The 19,683-nt window shown below is 71.8% G+C and carries 15 protein-coding genes; 10 read left to right on the forward strand and 5 right to left on the reverse strand.

Annotation, left to right across the window (positions count from 1 at the left end):
- Positions 1–19 precede the first annotated feature (19 nt).
- Positions 20–1,045 carry a cytochrome c oxidase assembly protein gene (locus tag AB0D85_RS45610; RefSeq protein ID WP_362335123.1) on the reverse strand — a complete coding sequence of 342 codons (1,026 nt, stop codon included), beginning with the start codon at positions 1,043–1,045 and terminating at the stop codon, positions 20–22.
- 150 nt (positions 1,046–1,195) lie between these two features.
- On the opposite strand from AB0D85_RS45610, the gene AB0D85_RS45615 reads away from it, so the two are divergent.
- The 8 genes from AB0D85_RS45615 to pstB all read left to right on the forward strand — a co-directional run bounded on the left by AB0D85_RS45615 (position 1,196) and on the right by pstB (position 12,598).
- On the forward strand, positions 1,196–1,696 hold the full coding sequence (locus tag AB0D85_RS45615) for a hypothetical protein (protein ID WP_362335126.1): 501 nt from the start codon (positions 1,196–1,198) through the stop codon (positions 1,694–1,696).
- Positions 1,697–1,981: 285 nt separating this feature from the next.
- A complete protein-coding gene (gene pstC, locus AB0D85_RS45620; RefSeq protein WP_362335129.1) occupies positions 1,982–2,956 on the forward strand; it encodes a phosphate ABC transporter permease subunit PstC in 975 nt (324 codons plus the stop codon).
- A 2-nt stretch (positions 2,957–2,958) separates the two neighbouring features.
- Positions 2,959–4,311 carry a phosphate ABC transporter permease PstA gene (gene pstA / locus AB0D85_RS45625; RefSeq protein WP_362335132.1) on the forward strand — a complete coding sequence of 451 codons (1,353 nt, stop codon included), beginning with the start codon at positions 2,959–2,961 and terminating at the stop codon, positions 4,309–4,311.
- A complete protein-coding gene (gene pstS / locus AB0D85_RS45630) occupies positions 4,311–5,996 on the forward strand; it encodes a phosphate ABC transporter substrate-binding protein PstS (protein ID WP_362335135.1) in 1,686 nt (561 codons plus the stop codon). Before pstA ends, pstS begins: the two co-directional genes overlap by 1 nt.
- Positions 5,993–8,602, forward strand: a complete 2,610-nt coding sequence (locus AB0D85_RS45635) for a hypothetical protein (protein WP_362335138.1) — start codon at positions 5,993–5,995, stop codon at positions 8,600–8,602. Before pstS ends, AB0D85_RS45635 begins: the two co-directional genes overlap by 4 nt.
- Positions 8,603–8,761: 159 nt before the next feature.
- Positions 8,762–10,753: an Ig-like domain repeat protein gene (locus tag AB0D85_RS45640; RefSeq protein ID WP_362335141.1), complete on the forward strand. Its 1,992-nt coding sequence runs from the start codon at positions 8,762–8,764 to the stop codon at positions 10,751–10,753.
- A 75-nt stretch (positions 10,754–10,828) separates the two neighbouring features.
- Positions 10,829–11,743 (forward strand): sortase, encoded by a 915-nt coding sequence (locus tag AB0D85_RS45645; protein WP_362335144.1) that lies wholly within the window; start codon positions 10,829–10,831, stop codon positions 11,741–11,743.
- A 30-nt stretch (positions 11,744–11,773) separates the two neighbouring features.
- On the forward strand, positions 11,774–12,598 hold the full coding sequence (gene pstB, locus AB0D85_RS45650; protein WP_362335274.1) for a phosphate ABC transporter ATP-binding protein PstB: 825 nt from the start codon (positions 11,774–11,776) through the stop codon (positions 12,596–12,598).
- Positions 12,599–12,613: 15 nt separating this feature from the next.
- Here the strand turns inward: pstB and AB0D85_RS45655 are convergent, their stop codons facing one another.
- Positions 12,614–13,444, reverse strand: a complete 831-nt coding sequence (locus tag AB0D85_RS45655) for a M55 family metallopeptidase (RefSeq protein ID WP_362335148.1) — start codon at positions 13,442–13,444, stop codon at positions 12,614–12,616.
- Between the two features lie 79 nt (positions 13,445–13,523).
- On the opposite strand from AB0D85_RS45655, the gene AB0D85_RS45660 reads away from it, so the two are divergent.
- Together AB0D85_RS45660 and AB0D85_RS45665 are read left to right on the forward strand one after the other, a co-directional pair.
- Positions 13,524–13,787, forward strand: a complete 264-nt coding sequence (locus AB0D85_RS45660; protein ID WP_362335151.1) for a hypothetical protein — start codon at positions 13,524–13,526, stop codon at positions 13,785–13,787.
- Between the two features lie 161 nt (positions 13,788–13,948).
- Entirely contained in the window at positions 13,949–15,748 is a 1,800-nt protein-coding gene (locus tag AB0D85_RS45665; protein ID WP_362335154.1) for a phosphatidylglycerol lysyltransferase domain-containing protein, read from the forward strand.
- Positions 15,749–15,821: 73 nt separating this feature from the next.
- Here AB0D85_RS45665 and AB0D85_RS45670 read toward each other — a convergent pair whose 3' ends face one another.
- From AB0D85_RS45670 to AB0D85_RS45680, 3 genes are all read right to left on the reverse strand, one after another.
- Positions 15,822–17,090 carry an ArgE/DapE family deacylase gene (locus AB0D85_RS45670; RefSeq protein WP_362335157.1) on the reverse strand — a complete coding sequence of 423 codons (1,269 nt, stop codon included), beginning with the start codon at positions 17,088–17,090 and terminating at the stop codon, positions 15,822–15,824.
- Between the two features lie 111 nt (positions 17,091–17,201).
- Positions 17,202–18,641 (reverse strand): HAMP domain-containing sensor histidine kinase, encoded by a 1,440-nt coding sequence (locus tag AB0D85_RS45675; protein ID WP_362335277.1) that lies wholly within the window; start codon positions 18,639–18,641, stop codon positions 17,202–17,204.
- A 27-nt stretch (positions 18,642–18,668) separates the two neighbouring features.
- On the reverse strand, positions 18,669–19,403 hold the full coding sequence (locus tag AB0D85_RS45680) for a response regulator transcription factor (protein WP_362335280.1): 735 nt from the start codon (positions 19,401–19,403) through the stop codon (positions 18,669–18,671).
- Between the last annotated feature and the right edge of the window lie 280 nt (positions 19,404–19,683).

Genomic DNA, 19,683 nt, shown 5'->3' on the forward strand with positions numbered 1-19,683 from the left:
GAGCAGGAGCGACCGGCCCTCACGTCTCCCCGTGCTGGCGGCGGATCCGTGCGGCCACCTCGTTCTCCTCCGTCTCCCACCAGGGGCGGACGCGTTCCGCGGGAGCGGTGGCGGCCGTGGAGGCGGAGGCGGCGGAGGTGGGGGCGGAAGCCGTGGCGGCGGCAGAGGGCATGGGGGCTGCGGGGGCCGGGGCGGTCTGCTGGTCCAGGTGGCGGTCCAGGGCGGCCGTCTGGGCGCGTTCCGCCCGTGCCCACTGGAACAGGATCATCAGCAGGAACGGCAGGGCGACCAGTTCGGCGATGCTCAGCATCGCGCCGCCGCCGATCTGCTGGTCGTGGCGGACGTCGGGGGACCAGGACGGGTGGTGGTGCAGGTACCACGCACCGGCGATCAGCGTGCCGTGCGTCATGACGACGACCCCCGGGACCGCGTCGATCACGCCGTCCAGGAAGACCAGGGCCGCCCGGACCGGATGGGTGCACCAGGCCGGGAGGGTCTCCTCACGCGTCAGAACCGGTACGACGAACAGGCAGCCCGCCACCAGCAGGTGCAGGTACATCAGCTCGTGCAGCCAGCCCACCCGCAGCGCGGTGGCGAAGTACGGGGTGAAGTAGATCGTCAGCTCGGTGGCCAGCACCAGCGCCGTACTGACCAGCGGGAAGGTCAGGAGGCGGACCAGGCGGCCGGTCATCGTGCCGCGCAGCCGCTCCGCCGCGCGCTCCGGCAGCGCCCGGACCGCGAGGCGGAGCGGGTCGCCCAGGGCCAGGCCGAGCGGGGCCACCAGGTCGAGCAGGATGTTCTGCACGGCCGCAGGCCAGAAGAGGACATGGTCGTAGACGGCGAGCGCGGACATCGTCGCCACGACCAGGGCGCCCAGACCCAGCAGCACGAAGGCGGCGGTGCGCAGCGGTGACCAGGGCTCGCCCTTGCCGCGCAGGCGCAGCACACCCCAGCCGTACAGCCCGCCCAGGGCCGCCACCAGCAGCAGCGCCGGCACGTCCGGCTGCCACGACGTCAGCAGCCGGCCCACGGTCAGCTCGGCCATCCGGTCCACCCTTCTCCCCTTCTCCGGTTCGGGACGAAACGGGTCAGGTCACGTCCACTGCGCGACGGTATACCCGGCCCGCCCCGCCCTCGCAGCGAGGGTGCGTGCACAATCGGCGCGATCATCGACACGTCCATCGGGTGGGGGAACATGTTCGGCAAGCGACTGGCCATGGCCGCGACGGTCACCTTTCTGATCGCGGCGCTCGGCGCCTGCTCCGGCGGCACGGGCACCGCGAGCGGGGGAAGCGGCGCCGGGAACGACGACGACACCGTCCGCGGGCTGAAGGACTCCGTCCGCCACATCACCGCGACGACCACCAGGGCCACCCGGCCGCACCTCGTCAAGAGGTGCTCCACCGCCACCCGCCGGGTCCGGCACACCTCCGGCAGCGGAAGCGGCAGCAGGCGGCGGACCCGCACCTGGTACACCACCGAGCGCTACCGGTCCTGCACTCAGGTCCAGCGCGGCACCGAGACCTACCGGAAGACCGTCCGGCCCGAGGAGTGGTGCGTGGAACTGGACGACGTGAACGGCGACAGGAAGCGGGACGACGTCTGGTACCGGGTCAGCCGGCAGACCTACGGCGACGCCCTCGGCGCGGACGACCGCGCCCGACTGGAGTTCGTCCCGACCGGCCGGGGCTGCTGAGTCCGGAACGCGCAGGCCGTCGAGCGACCCTCCAGCACGTGCGACGCGCGTAGCCCGCCCCGCCCGACCCTCCAGTACACAACCACTCACATCTCCCCCACCGAATAGGCATGGACAGTTCACCTGTCCGCCATCTGTGCCGCGCCGAAGCGCAAGGAACCGGCCATTGACTCTGCGGCGCGGCACCCCAACTCGGAGCCGTGTTGGGGAGAAACGCTTCCGTATAGGGGGGGCACAGTGGTGTCCGCGCTCGAGGGTTCCGCAGGGGCGGAATCCGAAAGACCCGTGCCCAGGCGGCTGTCGACCGCCCGAGGGCTCGGGGACCGGATCTTCCGGTTCCAGTTGACCGCAACGGGTGGCATCGTCCTGGCCATCATGGCCGCCGTAGGGCTGTTCCTGCTGCTCCGGGCCGGACAGGCGCTGAGAACCCGGGGTGTCTGGGCCTTCCTCACGACCGCCGAATGGCAGCCGGACGTGCACAGGTTCGGCATCGCGGCCGTGCTCACCGGCACCCTGCTCATCGCCGCCGTGGCCGTCACCATCAGTGTGCCGCTGGCCGTCGGCACCGCGCTGTTCATCTCGGACGTCGCGCCCCGGGGACTGCGCCGCACGCTCGTCACCATGGTCGACCTGATGGCCGCCGTGCCGTCCGTGGTCTACGGCCTGTGGGGGCTGTTCTTCCTCCAGGAGCACGTCATCGGACTGTCCCGGTGGCTGTCGGACTGGTTCGGATGGATCCCCTTCCTGCACGTCGACGGCACCCAGCCGGGCGAACCGCTCGCCTCCCAGAGCGTCTACACCGCCTCCACCTTCGTCGCCGGCATCGTCGTCGCGCTGATGGTCGCGCCGATCCAGTGCTCGGTGATGCGCGAGGTGTTCGCCCAGGCACCGGCCGGCGAACGCGAGGGCGCCTACGCGCTCGGCGCCACCCGCTGGGGCATGATCCGCGCGGTCGTACTGCCGTACGGCATGGGCGGGATCATCGGCGGCACCATGCTGGGCCTCGGCCGGGCGCTCGGCGAGACCATCGCGGTCTACCTGATCATCTCCCCGGTCTTCACCATCCAGCCGCACATCCTGCAGACCGGCTCGAACTCCGTCTCCTCCCTCATCGCCCTGCACTACGGCGATGCCTCCACGTTCGGCATGTCGGCGCTGATGGCCGCTGGCCTCGCACTGTTCCTGCTCACCCTGGCGGTCAACTTCACCGCCTCCTCGATCGTGGCCCGGTCACGGTCCGGCGCACAGAGCGAGGCGTGACGATGACCGTCGTAGACCTTGAGAAGGACGTTCCCGACGTTCCCGAGGACGCCCCCGAGGACCTCCCCGCGGACGACGCGGTCGCCGACGTCCCCGACGTACCGCGCCGGATCGGCGGGTTCACCCGCTCCGGGGTGCTGTCCCTGCTCGGCGCCGCCGCCTCCGGGCTGTGCGTCGCCATCCTCCTCTTCGGCGAACTCGCCCCCTTCTCGGGCGCGTTGGGGCTCTTCGTCACCGCCTACCTTTCTTTCCTCGGTATCTACGCGGTGTTGACAGGGCTTGAGGAGGACGGGCAGGCGGTACGGGACCGGGTCATGACCGTCGTCCTGTGGACCGCGGGCGGACTGATGTTCCTCGCGCTCACGCTGGTCGTCGGCTTCACCGCGTGGCGCGGCCGCGAGGCCCTGCCGCACGGCAACTTCTTCACCCAGGACATGCAGGCGGCCGGCCCGCTCGACCCGCTGACCGACGGCGGTATCGCGCACGCCATGCTCGGCACGCTCATCATGATCACCATCGCGCTGGCGATCACGGTCCCGCTGGGCCTGGCCTGCGCGGTGTACCTGAACCAGATCCGCGGCCGCTTCTCCCGGTTCGTCCGCACGATCGTCGAGGCGATGACCGCGCTGCCGTCGATCGTGGCCGGCCTGATGGTCTACGCCGTCTGGATCCTCGGCCTCGGCATGCAGAAGTCGGGCCTGGCGGCGGGCTTCGCGATCAGCGTGATGATGCTGCCGATCGTGATCCGCGCGGCGGACGTGGTGCTGCGGCTGGTGCCCGGGAACCTCACCGAGGCGTCGGAGGCCCTCGGCGCCCCGCGCTGGCGGACGGTGTGGCACGTGGTCCTGCCGACGGCCCGCTCGGGCCTCGCGACCGCCGTCATCCTCGGCACCGCGCGCGGCATCGGCGAGACCTCCCCGGTCCTCCTCACGGCGGGCTTCACGGCGGCACTCAACGCGGACCCGACCAACGGCCCGATGATCTCCCTCCCGCTGGCCGTCTTCAACTTCGTCAAGTCCCCGGAACCGACGATGATCGCCCGCGGCTTCGGCGCGGCGGCGGTCCTGATGGCCCTGGTCCTGGTCCTCTTCGCGATCGCCCGCGTGATCGGCGGCCGCGGCCCCGGCCACCAGAACAAGCGCCAGGCGAAACGGGCGGCGAGGGCTTCGCGTCGCGACGCGGAGAGGTTCAGCACTCTGCACACCCCGGGACTTGAGCTGTTCGAGACCGGTTCCTCGGAGAACGAGGACGAGACCAACTCCCCCAGGGGCGCGGGGAACTGCGCGCCCAGCCACGACGAGCCCGCACCCACCGACGGCGAACAGCCCCCGTCCTCCGCAGGAGACGAGCACTGATGTCCAGCCAAGTCATCAACGCCCTACGACGGCTGGGCATCCTGGCCGCGCTACTCGGCATCCTCGGCACGATCGCCGGTACCCCGGCCGTCGCCGACTCGTACACCCCCATCGCCGGCGCCGGCTCCACCTGGGCCGAGAACGCCGTCGACCAGTGGCGGCGCGACGTCAACAAGAACGGCATGCGGATCAGCTACGCCGGCACCGGTTCGTCGGACGGCCGCCGCCAGTTCCTCTCCGGCACCGTCGACTTCGCCGTCTCCGACATCCCGTTCCAGACGAACCCCACCGACGGCAGCGCGGCCGAACGCCCCGCGCAGGGCTCGTACGCCTACATGCCGATCGTCGCCGGCGGCACGGTGTTCATGTACCACCTCACCGTCAACGGCAAGAAGGTCACCAACCTCCGGCTCTCCGGCGACGTGGTCACCAAGATCTTCACCGGGGTCATCAAGAGCTGGGACGACCCGGCGGTCAAGGCCGACAACCCCGGCCTGCAGCTGCCGCACCGCACCATCGTCCCCGTCGTCCGCTCCGACGGCTCCGGCTCCACCGCCCAGTTCACGATGTGGATGGCGAACCAGCACAAGTCGCTGTGGAACGCCTACTGCGCCAAGGTCGGCCGCTCGGGATCGTGCGGGCAGACGTCGTACTACCCCACCCTCTCCGGCATGATCGCCCAGTCCGGTGACCTCGGCGTCGCCGGCTACGTCGCCCAGAACTACGGCGAGGGCGCCATCGGGTACGTCAACTACTCGTACGCGCTCAACGCGCACTACCCGGTCGCCAAGGTCCTGAACCACGCGGGCTACTACACCGAGCCCACCCCGCAGAACGTGGCGGTCTCCCTTCTCAAGGCGCAGATCAACACCAACAAGAACTCGGCGGACTACCTCACCCAGCAGCTCGACGGCGTCTACAACGACAGCGACAAGCGCAACTACCCGCTGTCCAGCTACTCGTACATGATCCTGCCGCTGAAGGTGCAGGGCACCTTCACCGAGGCCAAGGGCAAGACGCTCGGCGCGTTCTCGTACTACTTCATGTGCCAGGGCCAGCAACAGGCGCCGAGCCTCGGCTACTCGCCACTGCCGATCAACCTCGTCCAGGCCGGTTTCGACCAGATCCGCCGGATCCCGGGCGTGCAGGCGCAGAACATCAACATCAAGAACTGCAACAACCCGACGTTCACCGCGAACGGCGAGAACAAGCTGGCGCAGACCGCGCCCTACCCGGCCGCCTGTGACAAGAAGGGTGCCGCGCCCTGCACCACCGGCAGCGGCGGCGCCCAGACCGGCTCCGGCAGCGGCAGCAGCAGCGGCGGCTCCTCCAGCACCGGCGGCACCTCGGGCGGCACCGGCGGCACGGGCTCCGCGACCGGCGGCGCCTCCGGCTCCGGCGGCGGCAGCGCCCAGCCCTCCGTCGACCCCGACACCGGCCAGACCATCTCCCCGGACGGCAGCGGCTCCGGCGGCACCGGCGCCTCGGGCGGTACGTCCGCCGACGGCACGGTCGCCCTGGCCCAGCCCGTCGCCGTGGCCACCGCGCACGGCTGGACCGGCACCCAGACGCTGATGCTGCTGGCCGCGCTCCTGATCTTCGGGCTGCTCCTGCTGCCCTCGCTGGTCTCCCGCCTGGTCGGCAGCAAGAGCAACGACCGCCCGAACGACGGGAGTTCGCGATGAGACGGACCCGGATACGCAACGCGCTGATACGGCTCCTCGCCGGCGCCACGGTCGGCGCCCTCGCCGGACTCGCGGTCGCCCAGGCCGCCCCCACCGCCACCGCGGCCACCGGCTCCGCCGTGACCGTCTCCGGGCGCGGTGAGTTCAAGGACATGAAGTTCACGGTCTCCCAGACCAAGGACCTCACCAGCCAGGCCGTCACGGTGAGCTGGACCGGCGGTACCGCGACGACCTTCGCGGGCACGCAGTTCAACACGGACTTCGTGCAGATCATGCAGTGCTGGGGCGACGACGACGGCACGGTCCCGTCCAACCCGGGCCCGGCGCGCACCCAGTGCCAGTACGGCGCCTCCCCGACCACCAACCGCACCAGCTGGCCGGGCAACAGCCTGGACGACACCCGGCAGGTCTTCTACAGCGCCGACCCGACCAACTACGGCCAGGACAACCGGTACGGCGCCGCCAACCCGAACGCCGGCGGCGAGGTCCCCTTCAAGTCGGTCGACGGCACCACGATCACCACGAACACCCAGAACAACGCGCTGTTCAACTACAACACCACCAACGAGATCGACTTCGCCCGCACCGGCGCCGACGGCACCGGCAAGGAGTTCTTCGAGGTCCAGACCGCCAACGAGGCGCCGCACCTCGGCTGCGGCGTCCCCGTCACCACCGACGGCGTCTCCAAGCCCCGCTCCTGCTGGCTGGTGATCGTCCCGCAGGGCCACCTGGACCTGGACGGACAGCCGTACGCGGACAAGAGCCAGGTCAACGCGGGCTCCCCGGTCTCCTCCACCAACTGGAAGAACCGGATCGCGGTCAAGCTGAACTTCAACAGCGTCGGCACCAACTGCGCCCTCGGCGCCGACGAACGCGCCACCACGGGCAGCGAACTGGTGGCCGACGCGATGACCAGCTGGCAGTCCCAGCTCTGCTCGGTCGGCAAGGTGTACGGCTACACCGAGCTCGGCGAGCCGGACACCCGGTCCCGGCTGACCTCGGACCCCTCCTCCACCGGCATGGCCTTCACCACCCGCAAACTGGGCGCCGACACCGGCACCACGGCGCCATCGGGTACGACGACCTACGCACCGGTCGCGCTCTCCGGAGCCGTCATCGGCTTCACGATCGAGCGAAGAGCCAAGTCCGACGCACCGGACAGCATCAGGAAACTCGCCGGCACCAAGGTCGAGTCCATCAAGCTCAACCCCCGCCTGGTCGCCAAGCTCCTCACCGAGTCGTACCGCAACTCCACCTGGGGTTCGATCATCAACGGCACCGCCTCCAAGGGGTACGGCTGGGCGAAGAGCAACCCGGCCGGTATCGCCTCCGACCCCGAGTTCATCGCGCTGAACCCGGAGTTCCAGTACCTGTCGGTCGCCGAGACCCCGGCCACCGACACCGACCTGATCACCTCGCTCGGCCACTCCGACACCGCCCGCGCGGTCTGGCAGTGGATCCTCGCCGACAAGGACGCCCGGCAGTTCCTCGCCGGTGTCCCGGACGACGACGGTATGCGGGTCAACCCGTACTACAGCACCAACGCGGACCTGAACCCGACCAATATCGCCTTCGACCCGTCGAGCACCGACGACTACCCGAAGAGCGACCCGTGGTGCACGGTGCCGCCCGGCTCGGACGCGCCGTCCACGGCCACCCAGTGCATGACCGACTTCCACCCCTACGTGGACGACATGCACTCCGGCGCCCTGCACACCCGGCGCGCGGACACCCTGTGGAAGTCCAGCTGGGACGCGCTGTCCAGCCCGCAGGCGTACAAGAGCCCGGGCCCGCAGACGGTCGGCTCGCGCTTCATCATCACGATCACGGACACGGCCTCCGCGGCCCGGTACGGCCTGCAGACCGCGGCGCTGAAGAACACCGCCGGCAAGTACGTGGCCCCGAGCACGGCCGGCCTGACCGCGGCCGCCGCGACCGCCACCGGCTCCGGCGTCGCCGAGGTCACCCCGGCCAACGCCACGGCGAAGGGCGCCTACCCGCTCACCGAGCTGGTCTACGCGGCGGTGCGGCCCGGCAAGGTGAGCAAGGCCGCCCGCGAGGACTACGCGGCCCTGCTGCGCTACGCCTCCGGCACCGGCCAGACGCCGGGCGCCGACCCGGGCAAGCTGCCCGACGGCTACGCCCCGCTCTCCACGAAGCTGCGCGCACAGACCGTGAAGGCGGCGAAGGCGCTGCTCGACTACACCGGCCCGACCTCCACGAGCAGCGGCTCGGCGGACGGCGGCGGCACGGACACCTCCGGTGGCAACCCCTCCGGCACGACCGGGGTCGACGGGGGCACGACCGGTGGCGCCGGCACGGGCACCACGCCGAGCGGCGGTTCCAGTGCCACGCCCAGCGCGAAGGCGTCGTTCGACGGCGGCAAGGCGCTGCAGACCACGGCCGCGGGCAACACCCCGGCCGACCCGGCGAATCCGCTGAAGTACGCCGTCCCGGTCGGGGCCGCGCTCGGGGCGGTCGCCGGAGTGGGTGCGCCGTTCGCCGGCGGGCGTCAGCTGTCGGTGGCCACGGTGACTGCGGCCGTTCGTCGGCTGCGGACTCGTCGTGGCTGGTCGCGCCCACGCGGCGGAGCCGCAAATGGATAACGCCCCGCGCCCCTAAAAGAAGGGGCGCTGCCCCTCACGGAGCCAAGTGCTCCCCCACAGACGGCCGCCCGCCCCGAAAGGCAGTCGGGGCGGACGGCCCGTACCACCCTGCCAGATCCCTCAGCAACACCCCAGCTAGCTCTTCTCAGGAGACTCACGATGCGCAATCTGCGCTCTTCGGCGGCGCTCGTCGCCGCTGCCGTGGTGGCCGGCGGCCTGGCCCTCGCCACTCCGGCGGTCGCCGACCCGGACGCCGGTGCCTTCCGCCAGCTGGTCGGCGTGGGCTCGGACACCACCCAGGACGTGCTGAACGCCCTGGCGGGCGACACCGTCAACGGCACCAGCTACTCCGCCACCGCCGTGAAGTCGACGAACGGCGCGGGCATCGCGTCGTACGACGCGATCGAGCCCGGCACCGGCTCCACCAGCTCCTCCATCAAGACCCGTACCGACGGCCCGTCCTTCCTGCGCCCGAACGGCTCCGGCAACGGCCGTCTCGCCCTCAGCGAGGCGCTGACCGGCGACAAGTACCCGACCAGCGCCGGTGTCTCCATCAGCAACCAGGTCGACTTCGCCCGTTCCTCCGGCGGCCCGTCGGCCTCCGGCACCGCGCTGACCTACATCCCGATGGCGCGTGACGCGGTCGGCGTCGCGGTCAAGGGCTCGGGCCTGGACACGCTGACCGTGGACCAGCTGCACGACATCTACTCGGGCACGCTCACCACGGTGAACGGCCAGACCGTGCACCCGCGGATCCCGCAGTCCGGTTCCGGCACCCGCAAGTTCTTCCTCGCGGCGATCGGCCTGACCGACGCGACGCTCTCCCCGAACGTCACCACCGTCCAGGAGAACCAGGCCAACGCGGCCCTCACCGAGGACGGCGCGCTCGTCCCGTTCTCCGTCGGTTCCTGGATCGCCCAGAACAACGGCGTCTCCCCCGACTACAGCACCACCGCGGTCGCGGCCGGCGGCCACCTGGCCTCCATCCAGCTGCCCGGCGACACCGGCGCCACCAGCCCGGTCACCACGGTGAACGGCAAGCTGTCCCCGGTCACCGCCTACTACGACAACTCGACCTTCGGCCGCGACGTCTACAACGTCGTGCCGAGCCGGGCGATCGACACCACCAGCATCTTCTTCGACAAGGACCTGTACGACGTCTTCGTCACCAGCGGCAGCCACACCGCCGAGCTGGCGTCGGACAACGCGGAGAAGGTCATCGCCGCGTTCGGCTTCGTCAACGAGTCCTACAACGGCTCGATCTCCGTCGCCAAGCACGCCAAGCTCGGCGGCCTGGAGGAGTCCGGCGTCGACACCTCGGTGCCCGGCGCCCCCACCCTGAAGTCCTCGGTGGGCGACGCGAGCGTCAACCTGTCCTGGACCGCCCCCTCCGCCACCGGCCTGCCGGTCACCGACTACCGGGTGACCCTGACCGACGCGGACGGCGGCGTCGTCGCCACGAAGGACCTGACGGCGTCCACCACGTCGTACTCCTTCACCGGCCTGGCCACCGGCACCTACACCGCCACGGTCACCGCCAACAACCTCAACGGCACCGGCGCGGCGGCCACCTGGACCGGCGCGGTCCAGTACAAGAGCACCACGACCGCCACCACCGCCACCACCGCCTACGGCAAGGTCCCGAAGGTCGCCGTCACCGTCGCCGGCTCGCACAGCGTCACCGCGAGCGGCAAGGTCACGGTGAAGGAGGGCTCCACCACCCTCGGCACCGGCACCCTGGACGCGTCCGGCAAGGTCACCATCGGCCTGTCGAACCACCTCAAGGTCGCCACGCACTCCCTGACGGTGTCCTACGGCGGCAGCACCAAGCTGAACTCGTCCTCGACGACCGTCTCCCTGAAGATCACCAAGGCGACGGCGTCGGTCTCCACCTCCGCCCCGACCTCGGTGAGCCACACCGCCAAGGCCAAGGTCACCGTCAAGGTCACCGCGTCCGGCACCACCCCGACCGGCACCGTCCGCATCTACCAGGGCTCCAAGGTCATCGCGACCGGCACCCTGAGCGGCGGCAAGGTCGTCGTCACCCTGCCGAAGCTGGCCAAGGGCAAGCACACCCTGCACGCCTTCTACGTCGGTTCCTCGACCGTGAACTCGAAGGCCGGCGCCAACTTCACCATCACCTCCAAGTGACCGTCTGACGGGCCCGCCGGGAGCCTCGCGGCTCCCGGCGGCCCCGCACCGATTCCCCGAAGGAGGCGGGCCGCCATGACCGTCGCCGTACCGACACCGAAAGCTCTGGCTCCGGCCGTGCCGCGCAGGCCCGTCCGCAGCCTCACCTTCGTCCGCCACCTCTCGCGCGGCGGACTGCTCAGCCTCGCCGCCCTGCTGCTCGGCATCACCGCGCAGCTGCTGGTGGTCAGCGGCGCCCAGGAACACTCCGCGCAGCACGCCGACTTCGACCAGCTGCGCGAACAACTCGCCCTCGGTACCGCCCCGGTGGCGCAGACCGGCCTGGACGGCAAGCTGCTGGCACCCGGCACGCCGGTCGCGCTCATCGACGTACCGGAGCTGGGCCTGAGCCAGGTCGTCCTGGAGGGCACCGACTCCTCCGTGCTGACGGACGGCCCCGGGCACCGCCGGGACACCCCGATGCCCGGCCAGGCCGGCACCAGCGTGCTGATGGGCCGCGGCGCGGCGTACGGCGGCCCGTTCGGCAAGCTCTCCCGGCTCGCCACCGGCGACACGTTCACCGTGATCACCGGCCAGGGCAAGGCGAAGTACCAGGTCATCGACGTACGACGGGCCGGGGACCCGGCGCCGACCGCGCTCGCCGCCGGCAAGAGCCGGATCGTGCTGATCACGGCGACGGGCCCGAAGTTCATGCCCTCGGGCATCCTGCGCGTCGATGCCGACCTGGTCTCCGAGCCGTTCCAGACCCCGTCGGCCGTGATCCGGGCCGGCACCCTGCCGGCCTCCGAGGAGCCGCTGGCCCGCCCCTCCGGGGTGCCGTGGCCGCTGGTGATGTGGCTGCAGGCGCTGCTGCTCTGCGCCGTGGCCGCCGTCTGGGCCTGGCACCGCTGGGGCCGCCACCAGACCTGGATCGTCTTCGCCCCGGTCGTCGCGGTGCTCGGCCTCCAGGTCGCGACGCGGACCACCGAACTGCTGCCGAATCTGCTGTGAACCTAGGTGAATGAGATGACCGACACCGCGATGACCGACACCGTCGTACTCCCCGCCGCCACTGCGGTGGAAGGCCCTGCCCCGGCCACCCTGGAAGCCCGTTCCGTCTCCGCGTGGTTCGGCTCCCACCAGGTGCTCAGCCGGGTGTCGCTGACCATGCCCGCGGGCGAGGTGACCGCGCTCATCGGCCCGTCCGGCTGCGGCAAGTCGACGTTCCTGCGCACCCTCAACCGGATGCACGAGATGATCCCCTCGGCGCAGTTCGGCGGCGAGGTGCTGTTCGAGGGCGAGGACATCTACGACGCGTCCTGGCGGCTGACCGACGCCCGCCGCAGGATCGGCATGGTCTTCCAGAAGCCGAACCCGTTCCCCGCGATGTCGATCTACGACAACGTGGTGGCGGGCCTGAAGCTGACCGGCGCCAAGGCCGGCCGCCGGGAGAAGGACGAGCTGGTCGAGGAGTCCCTGACCCGCGCCGGCCTCTGGAAGGAGGTCCGCGACCGGCTCCGCCAGCCCGGCGGCGCCCTGTCCGGCGGTCAGCAGCAGCGTCTGTGCATCGCACGCGCGCTGGCGGTCCGCCCCCGGGTCCTCCTCATGGACGAGCCCTGCTCGGCCCTGGACCCCACCTCCACCCGGCGGGTGGAGGAGACGATCCAGGACCTGGCCGGCCAGGTGACGATCGTGATCGTCACCCACAACATGCAGCAGGCCGCGCGTGTCTCCCAGCAGTGCGCGTTCTTCCTGGCCGAACAGGGCACCCCGGGCGGCATCGTGGAGCACGGCGCCACGGACGACGTCTTCAACTCCCCGCAGGACCAGCGGACGGCCGACTACGTCGCGGGCCGCTTCGGCTGAGTCCTCCCGCGGGACTCAGCAGTACGGCGGCTGGTTGGTGAGCGAGGACGCGACCCGCATCCAGATGCCGAACTGGCGGTAGAGGGCGGGAAGCGCGCCCCGGGCCTGGACGGTACGGCTGTCGACGGCCGTCACCCCGGGGATGCCGAGGAGCACGGCGGGGACCGAGGCGGACTGCCAGCGCACGGCGAGGGTCGACTCCCCCTCGGGCGCGGCGGGCCGCTTCGGCACCGGCGAGAGGGCCTCGGCGACCGCCTCCTCGATCGCCCGGCGGGCCTCCTCGGCGGGGCGCAGCTCGGCGGCGAACCGGTCCCGGGCGTACTTCACGGGCACCGTGGCGACCGATTCGTCCCACGCCGTCATCTCGGCGCACGCCGCGTCGTCACCCGTGAGGGCCACGACGGGAACCCCGAAGGCCGCGGCGGTGGCATGCGCCAGCCCGATCTCCCCGACCGGCCGCCCGTCCAGCCAGATGTCCTCGATCTCGTGGCCCATGAAACTGTGGCTGAGGACACCGAGGGCACCGGCCCGGGAGTGATACCCGACGCATATCGCCGCGTCGGACTCCGCGGTGAGCCCCTCCAGCATGAGCATCTGCTTCGGCTTGCCCCGCACCAGGCGGGCGGCCGGGTGCAGGGCCTCGGGGAGCAGGTTCCGCATCGGCCCGTGGGCGTCGTTGACCAGCACCTCGGTCGCCCCGGCGGCCACCGCCCCGCGGATCGCCGCGTTCACGTCCTCGGCCATCATCGCCCGGCCGCGCTCGTAGTCCCGCCCACCCGGCTGTACGTCGTCGCGGTCGACGAGCCCGGTGATGCCTTCCATGTCCACGCTGATGTAAATACGCACGTCCTTGAGGCTATCGGGACCCTACGTATTGTAGGTTCCCCATCGGCCACGGCGGCTCGTCAGCTCATCGGGGGTACTCATGCAGGGCACGGACACACAGGAGGCGCGGCGCAGCCTCGCCCCCACGGTGGCGGTGCTGGTGGCGAGCCTGCTGGTCGCGGCGGTGGGCGTGTACGAGCTGTCCGGCTTCGGCCTCCAGGCCCTCGACCGGCGCCCGCACCTGTTCAGCGACGGGCTGGCCACGGGCGGGGTGATCGTCGCGGCGGTGCTGGCGGGAGCGGCGATCGGGAACCTGGCGTGGATGCTGGTGGCGCGGCGCCGGGCCGCGCGGGAGCATCCATAGGCGGTGCACAGGCGGTAAGGACCGCACTCCGTTTCACACCTTTTTCCGTACCGCGCCAGCTCTCCCCCGCGACTCCCACAGCTAACCTACAGGCCGTAGGGTCAGCCCCTCTGTTCCTTTTTTCCGTCCCCCGTCCCACGTCCCCAAGGTGACCGGTCACCATGCCCCCACAGCCGTCGACCCTGAACCCCCCGCGGGCCTCCGCCGCCCGCCGCGCCCCCGGCACCGAGCCCGGCGGCGCACTGCGCAGGCGGGCCGCCGACGCCACCGTCTGGTACCTGCGCGCGATCGCCGTACTGAACATAGTCGCGGTGCTGTCGCTCCCGTTCCGCCAGGAGGTCGACGAACACAACAACGGCCGTATCACCCTGCACCTGCACCGGCAGCACGCGCACCATTCCGGCCAGTTCTTCACGCCGTACCTGGCGACGGCCGGTCTGGTCTCGGCCGCGCTCGCGATCTTCTTCGTGCTGGTGATGCGCCGCCGCAAGCGGGCGGCGTGGGTGGTGAACGTGTGCCTGGCCACCCCCCTCTTCGCCCTCTACGTCCTCGCGCTCACCCAGCACGAGTACCGCGTCCACGTCTTCAACTGGGTCTCCGCCGCCCTCACCGGCCTGTTCGTGGCCGCGCTGCTGATCAGCCGCCGGGAGTTCAACGCGGTGGGCGACCCGTCGAACCCGAAGACGGCCGCGGCGGTGGCCGCGGGCGGCGTCCTGGTCACGGGCGGCCTGGGCACCCTCCTCGTCCACGCGACGAACAAGCTCCACGGCGCCACCCTCCCCGACGAGGTCGCCTACACCCTCCTCAGGGGCGTCAGCGTCGGCCCGCTCGCCGACCATGTCACCGCGGTCCACGCCCCCCGCTGGACCGACATCATCATCAACATCCTCCTCGCGGCCGCCTTCTGCCTGGTCCTGTACGCCGGCTTCCGCTCCCCGCGCGGCCGCCGTCTGCTCAGCGCGGAGGACGAGTCCCGGCTGCGCGGCCTGCTGGACAAGCACGGCGCCCGCGACTCCCTCGGCTACTTCGCGCTGCGCCGCGACAAGGCGGCGATCTTCTCCCCGACCGGCAAGGCCGCGATCACCTACCGGGTCGTCGGCGGTGTCAGCCTCGCCTCGGGCGACCCGATCGGCGACCCGGAGGCCTGGCCCGGCGCGATCGACGCCTGGCTGACGGAGGCGCAGCGCCACGCCTGGACGCCGGCGGTGATGGGCGCGAGCGAGGAGGCGGGCACGATCTACGCCCGCCACGGCCTGGACGCCCTGGAACTGGGCGACGAGGCGATCGTCGACATCGCCGACTTCACCCTGGAGGGCCGTGCGATGCGGGTCGTCCGCCAGGCCCACAACCGGGTCCGCCGGGCGGGCTACACGGTCCGCATCCGCCGCCACGAGGACATCCCGGCCGACGAGATGGCCGATCTCATGGAGAAGGCCGACCACTGGCGCGACGGTGCCACCGAGCGCGGCTTCTCCATGGCGCTCGGCCGCCTCGGCGACCCGGCGGACGGCCGCTGCATGATGCTGGAGTGCCGGGACGCGGAGGACACCCCCCGCGCCCTCCTCAGCTTCGTCCCCTGGGGCGAACAGGGCCTCTCCCTGGACCTGATGCGCCGCGACCGCGACTCCGAGAACGGCCTGATGGAGTTCATGGTCGTGGAACTCCTCCTCCAGGCGGCCGAGTTGAAGATCGACCGGGTCTCCCTGAACTTCGCGATGTTCCGCTCGGTCTTCGAACGCGGTTCCCGCCTGGGCGCGGGCCCGATCCTGCGCCTCTGGCACGGCACCCTCACGTTCTTCTCCCGCTGGTGGCAGATCGAGTCCCTGTACCGGGCGAACGCGAAGTACCGCCCGATGTGGGAGCCGCGGTACCTGCTGTTCGCGAGGAGCAGCGACATCCCGCGGATCGGCCTGGCGAGCGCCCGCGCGGAAGGGTTCCTCACGGTTCCCTGGGGCTCATGACGAGGCCGGGGCTGCCAAGCCCCGGCCCCCGTTACGTGACCCGCCCCCACTACGTGCCCCGCCCCCGCCTCCGCTACCCGGCCCCCACCGTCCTGAGCACCGTCAGCACCAGCGTCCGGGCCACCGCCACCACCTCCGGCACCGACACCCGCTCCTCCGCGCTGTGCGCCACCCGGACGTCCCCCGGCCCGTACTGCAGCGTCGGGATCCCGGCCCCCGCGTACAGCCGCAGGTCGCTGCCGTAGGGCGCCCCGCGCTCGCGGGGCCGGGAAGCCCAGCCGTTGGCGTCCGCACACGCGTCCCGCACCACGCCCCGCAGCGGGTGCCCCTCGCCCAGCCGGCCGCTCGCGAACTGCCCGCCCGGCCAGGTCACCGTCGCCGGATGCGCGCGCAGCCACGGATCGGCGGCGCACACCTCGGCCACGCACCGCTCCAGCTCGGCCCGCGCGTCGGCCGGTTCCTCGTCCAGCCGGACGCCGAGGCGCCCCTCGGCGGTCAGCAGGTCCGGCACGCTGCTCGCCCAGTCACCGGCCCGCAGGGTGCCGACCGAGAGGGCGTACGGGATCGGGTACTCCGCCATCAGCGGAGAGGGCGCGTGGTTGCGGACCCTCTCCAGGCCGGCCAGCGCCCGGTGGATCGCGAGGTAGCCATCGATCGCGCTCACGCCCGCGTCCCGGGAACTGGCGTGCGCCGCCCTGCCCGGCACGGAGAGCCGGAAGGTCAGCGCCCCCGCGTTCGCCGTGATCAGCGTCCCCGCGGTCGGCTCGGTGATCACGCAGGCGTCGCCGTCGTACCCGCGTCGCAGGGTCCCGAAGGCCCCGAGCCCGCCGTCCTCCTCCCCCACCACGAAGTGCACCGCCACCCGCCCCCGCAACCGCACCCCGGCCGCCCGGATCGCGGCCAGCGCCGCGAGATGCGCCACCAGCCCCGCCTTCATGTCGCACGCCCCGCGCCCGTGGACGGCCTCACCGGTCACCCGCGGCACGAACGGATCCCCCTGCCAGGCGCCCGGGTCCCCCGGCGGTACGACATCCACATGCCCCTGGAGGATCAGCGTCGGCCCGTCGCCGCCCCCGGCCGTCCGCCCGACCAGCCCCCACGCCTCGTCCCGGGCCACTTCCATCCCCGGGAACCCCGGATCGGCCAGCAGGGCGGGCAGGTCCATGGACCACAGGTCCACGTCCAGGCCCAGCCGCTCCAGCCGCCCGGCCAGCAGGTGCTGCAACTCCGACTCCGCCGGGCTCCCGGTCACGCTCGGCACGGCCATCAGCTCCAGCAGCGTCCGGCCCACCGCCGCCTCGTCGACGCACCCGAGGGCCGCGGCCTCCTGATCGGTCAGCACGAGTTCCTCCCCACCGTCACCGATGCCCCGATCATCACCCGCCCACGGCCGCCCCGAACAGATGCCGAGGCGCACTCCGGGGACAGGGCGTACTCCGGGGACAGGGGTGGTTCACGCCCGCGGCACTCTGCCGCCCACGATCCCGCCGCCCACCGTGAACCCGATCACCGAGCCGCCGCCCTCGCGGCGGAAGGCGAAGGGAGCGCCGCCGTGCGCCATGGCGACCTCGCGGACGATGGAGAGGCCGAGGCCGGAGCCGGGGAGGGAGCGGGCGTCGGCGGCGCGGTAGAAGCGGTCGAAGATGCGGATCAGGTCGCCGTCGGCGATACCGGGGCCGCGGTCGAGGACCTCGACGCGGACCGTGCCCGGCCGGGCGGGACCGGTGACGTTGATCTCGATGGGCGCCTTGCCGCCCCGGTCGAACTTGGCCGCGTTCTCGACCAGGTTGGACATGGCCCGCTGGAGCATCCCGGGGCGGCCGTCGGTGCTCGTGTCGCCGCTGAACCGGACCGTGATCTCACGGCCGGTACGGCGGCGGGCCAGCCCCGCCACGTCCTCCGCGATGTCGGCCAGGTCCACGTGCTGCGGGGGCTCCGCGTCCGACTGCCCGGCCGCGAGGTCGACCAGCTCGTTGACCAGGTCGGTCAGCTCGCGGGCCTCCTGGCCGAGGTCGGCGACGAGTTCGTCGCGGGTGGCGGGCGGGAGTTCGTCGATACGGCGGAGCAGGGAGATGTTCGTACGGAGGGAGGTGAGGGGGGTGCGGAGTTCGTGCCCGGCGTCCTGGACGAGCCGCCGCTGGTCCTCCTCCGACTGCGCGAGGCGGCCGAGCATGCGGTCGAAGGCCCGGCCCAGGCGTCCCACCTCGTCGAGTCCGGTGACCGGCACCTGGATGCCCAGCTGCCGGGTGCGGGCCACGTCCTCCGCGGCCGAGGTGAGGATCACCAGCCGGCGGGTGATCCGCCGGGCCAGCCACCAGCCGAACAGCCCGGCGGCCACGACCACCGCCGCCATCAGCACCAGCGTCCGCTGCTGGAGCGCCCGCAGCAGGTCCTCGGTGTCGCTGAACTCCTGCGCCACCTGCACCGCGCCCCGCCCGCCGCCGAGCGAGACCGTGGCGATCCGGAACAGGTCGTCACCGACCCGGACGTCCTTGTGCTGGGCCGTCTTCCCGGCCTTCTTCGCCATGGCGGTCGCCCGGTCCGCGGCGGTGACGGGCAGCACCGGGCTGCCGTGGTCGACGATCTCGCCCTGCGGGCCGAGCACCTGGACGTCGGTGCGGGCCGGACGGACCAGATCGTGTCCGGGCCGGGAGGAGGAGAAGTCGTCCGGCACCATCCGGTGCGTCTTCACCTCGTCCTGGACGTCGGAGACGACCTGCGTGAACACCGACTGCTGGTCGACGCGGACCAGGCGGGCGGCGGCGTTGTAGGACAGGATGCCGACGACGATCGTGACGGCGGCGGTGACGGCCGCGAAGGAGACGACGAAGGTGGTGCGCAGGGAGACGAGCTTGGGCCGGCGCCGGGTCAGCACCCGCCTGAGCCGCTCCAGCCGTGCCAGCCGCTTCAGACGGCCCACTCAGTCCTCCCGCAGCACGTAACCCACGCCCCGGACGGTGTGGATCAGCTGCGGGGCGCCCGGCTCGTCGAGCTTACGGCGCAGGTAGCCGACGTAGACGGCGAGGTTCTTGGAACCGGGGCCGAAGTCGTAGCCCCAGATACGGTCGTAGATGGTGGAGTGGTCGAGGACGATCCCCGCGTTCCTGGCGAGCAGTTCGAGAAGCTCGAACTCGGTACGGGTCAGCTCCAGCTCGCGCCGGCCGCGCCAGGCCCGGCGGGCCTGGAGGTCCATGCGCAGTCCGGCGGCCTCGACCTGGCGGTCGGAGATCTGCGGTTCCCGGCCGGTGTCGGCCACGCCGGACCCGCCGCCGCTGCCGGCACCGGCGCCGGTGGTCACCGGGGAGGTGCGGCGCAGCAGCGCGCGCAGCCGGGCGAAGACCTCTTCGACGTCGAAGGGCTTCACGACGTAGTCGTCGGCGCCGGCGTCCAGTCCGGCGATCCGGTCGGCGGTCTCGACCAGCGCGGTGAGCATGAGGATCGGGGTGCGGTCGCCCTCGGCGCGCAGGACACGGCAGACCTGGAGTCCGTCGATGCCGGGCATCATGACGTCGAGGACGAGGACGTCGGGCTGGTCACGGTGGGCATGCGCCAAGGCTTCCACGCCGTCCGCGACCGCCGTCACCTCATAACCCTCCAGGGTGAGGGCACGCTCAAGGGCGTGGCGGATGGCGCGGTCGTCTTCGGCGAGCAGCACAGTCTGGGGCACGGACCCAGTCTGCCAAGGCCTCCGGCGGTTCGGTCGTGGGGAGTGGGCCTACGATCACCCTTTTTACCTGCCTCTCACCGTCACAGAGGCAACCGGGCCGTCGAAATTCGGCTGCCGCCCGGTGGAAGCCGGGCGCGCAGTCCGGTTGATTTTCGGCTGCCGCCCCGGTGGGGGCCGGGCGCGCAGTCCGGTTGATTTTCGGCTGCCGCCCCGGTGGGGGCCGGGCGCGCAGTCCGGTTGATTTTCGGCTGCCGCCCCGGTGGGGGCC

The organism is Streptomyces sp. NPDC048277, assembly GCF_040652235.1.
Taxonomy (GTDB): Bacteria; Actinomycetota; Actinomycetes; order Streptomycetales; family Streptomycetaceae; genus Streptomyces.

Excerpts from the sequence above, each read along its gene's own strand:
- AB0D85_RS45610 (WP_362335123.1), bottom strand. The coding sequence starts at position 1,045 with ATGGCCGAGCTGACCGTGGGCCGGCTGCTGACGTCGTGGCAGCCGGAC.
- AB0D85_RS45615 (WP_362335126.1), top strand. The coding sequence starts at position 1,196 with ATGTTCGGCAAGCGACTGGCCATGGCCGCGACGGTCACCTTTCTGATC.
- pstA (WP_362335132.1), top strand. The coding sequence starts at position 2,959 with ATGACCGTCGTAGACCTTGAGAAGGACGTTCCCGACGTTCCCGAGGAC.
- pstS (WP_362335135.1), top strand. The coding sequence starts at position 4,311 with ATGTCCAGCCAAGTCATCAACGCCCTACGACGGCTGGGCATCCTGGCC.
- AB0D85_RS45635 (WP_362335138.1), top strand. The coding sequence starts at position 5,993 with ATGAGACGGACCCGGATACGCAACGCGCTGATACGGCTCCTCGCCGGC.
- AB0D85_RS45640 (WP_362335141.1), top strand. The coding sequence starts at position 8,762 with ATGCGCAATCTGCGCTCTTCGGCGGCGCTCGTCGCCGCTGCCGTGGTG.
- AB0D85_RS45645 (WP_362335144.1), top strand. The coding sequence starts at position 10,829 with ATGACCGTCGCCGTACCGACACCGAAAGCTCTGGCTCCGGCCGTGCCG.
- pstB (WP_362335274.1), top strand. The coding sequence starts at position 11,774 with ATGACCGACACCGTCGTACTCCCCGCCGCCACTGCGGTGGAAGGCCCT.
- AB0D85_RS45660 (WP_362335151.1), top strand. The coding sequence starts at position 13,524 with ATGCAGGGCACGGACACACAGGAGGCGCGGCGCAGCCTCGCCCCCACG.
- AB0D85_RS45665 (WP_362335154.1), top strand. The coding sequence starts at position 13,949 with ATGCCCCCACAGCCGTCGACCCTGAACCCCCCGCGGGCCTCCGCCGCC.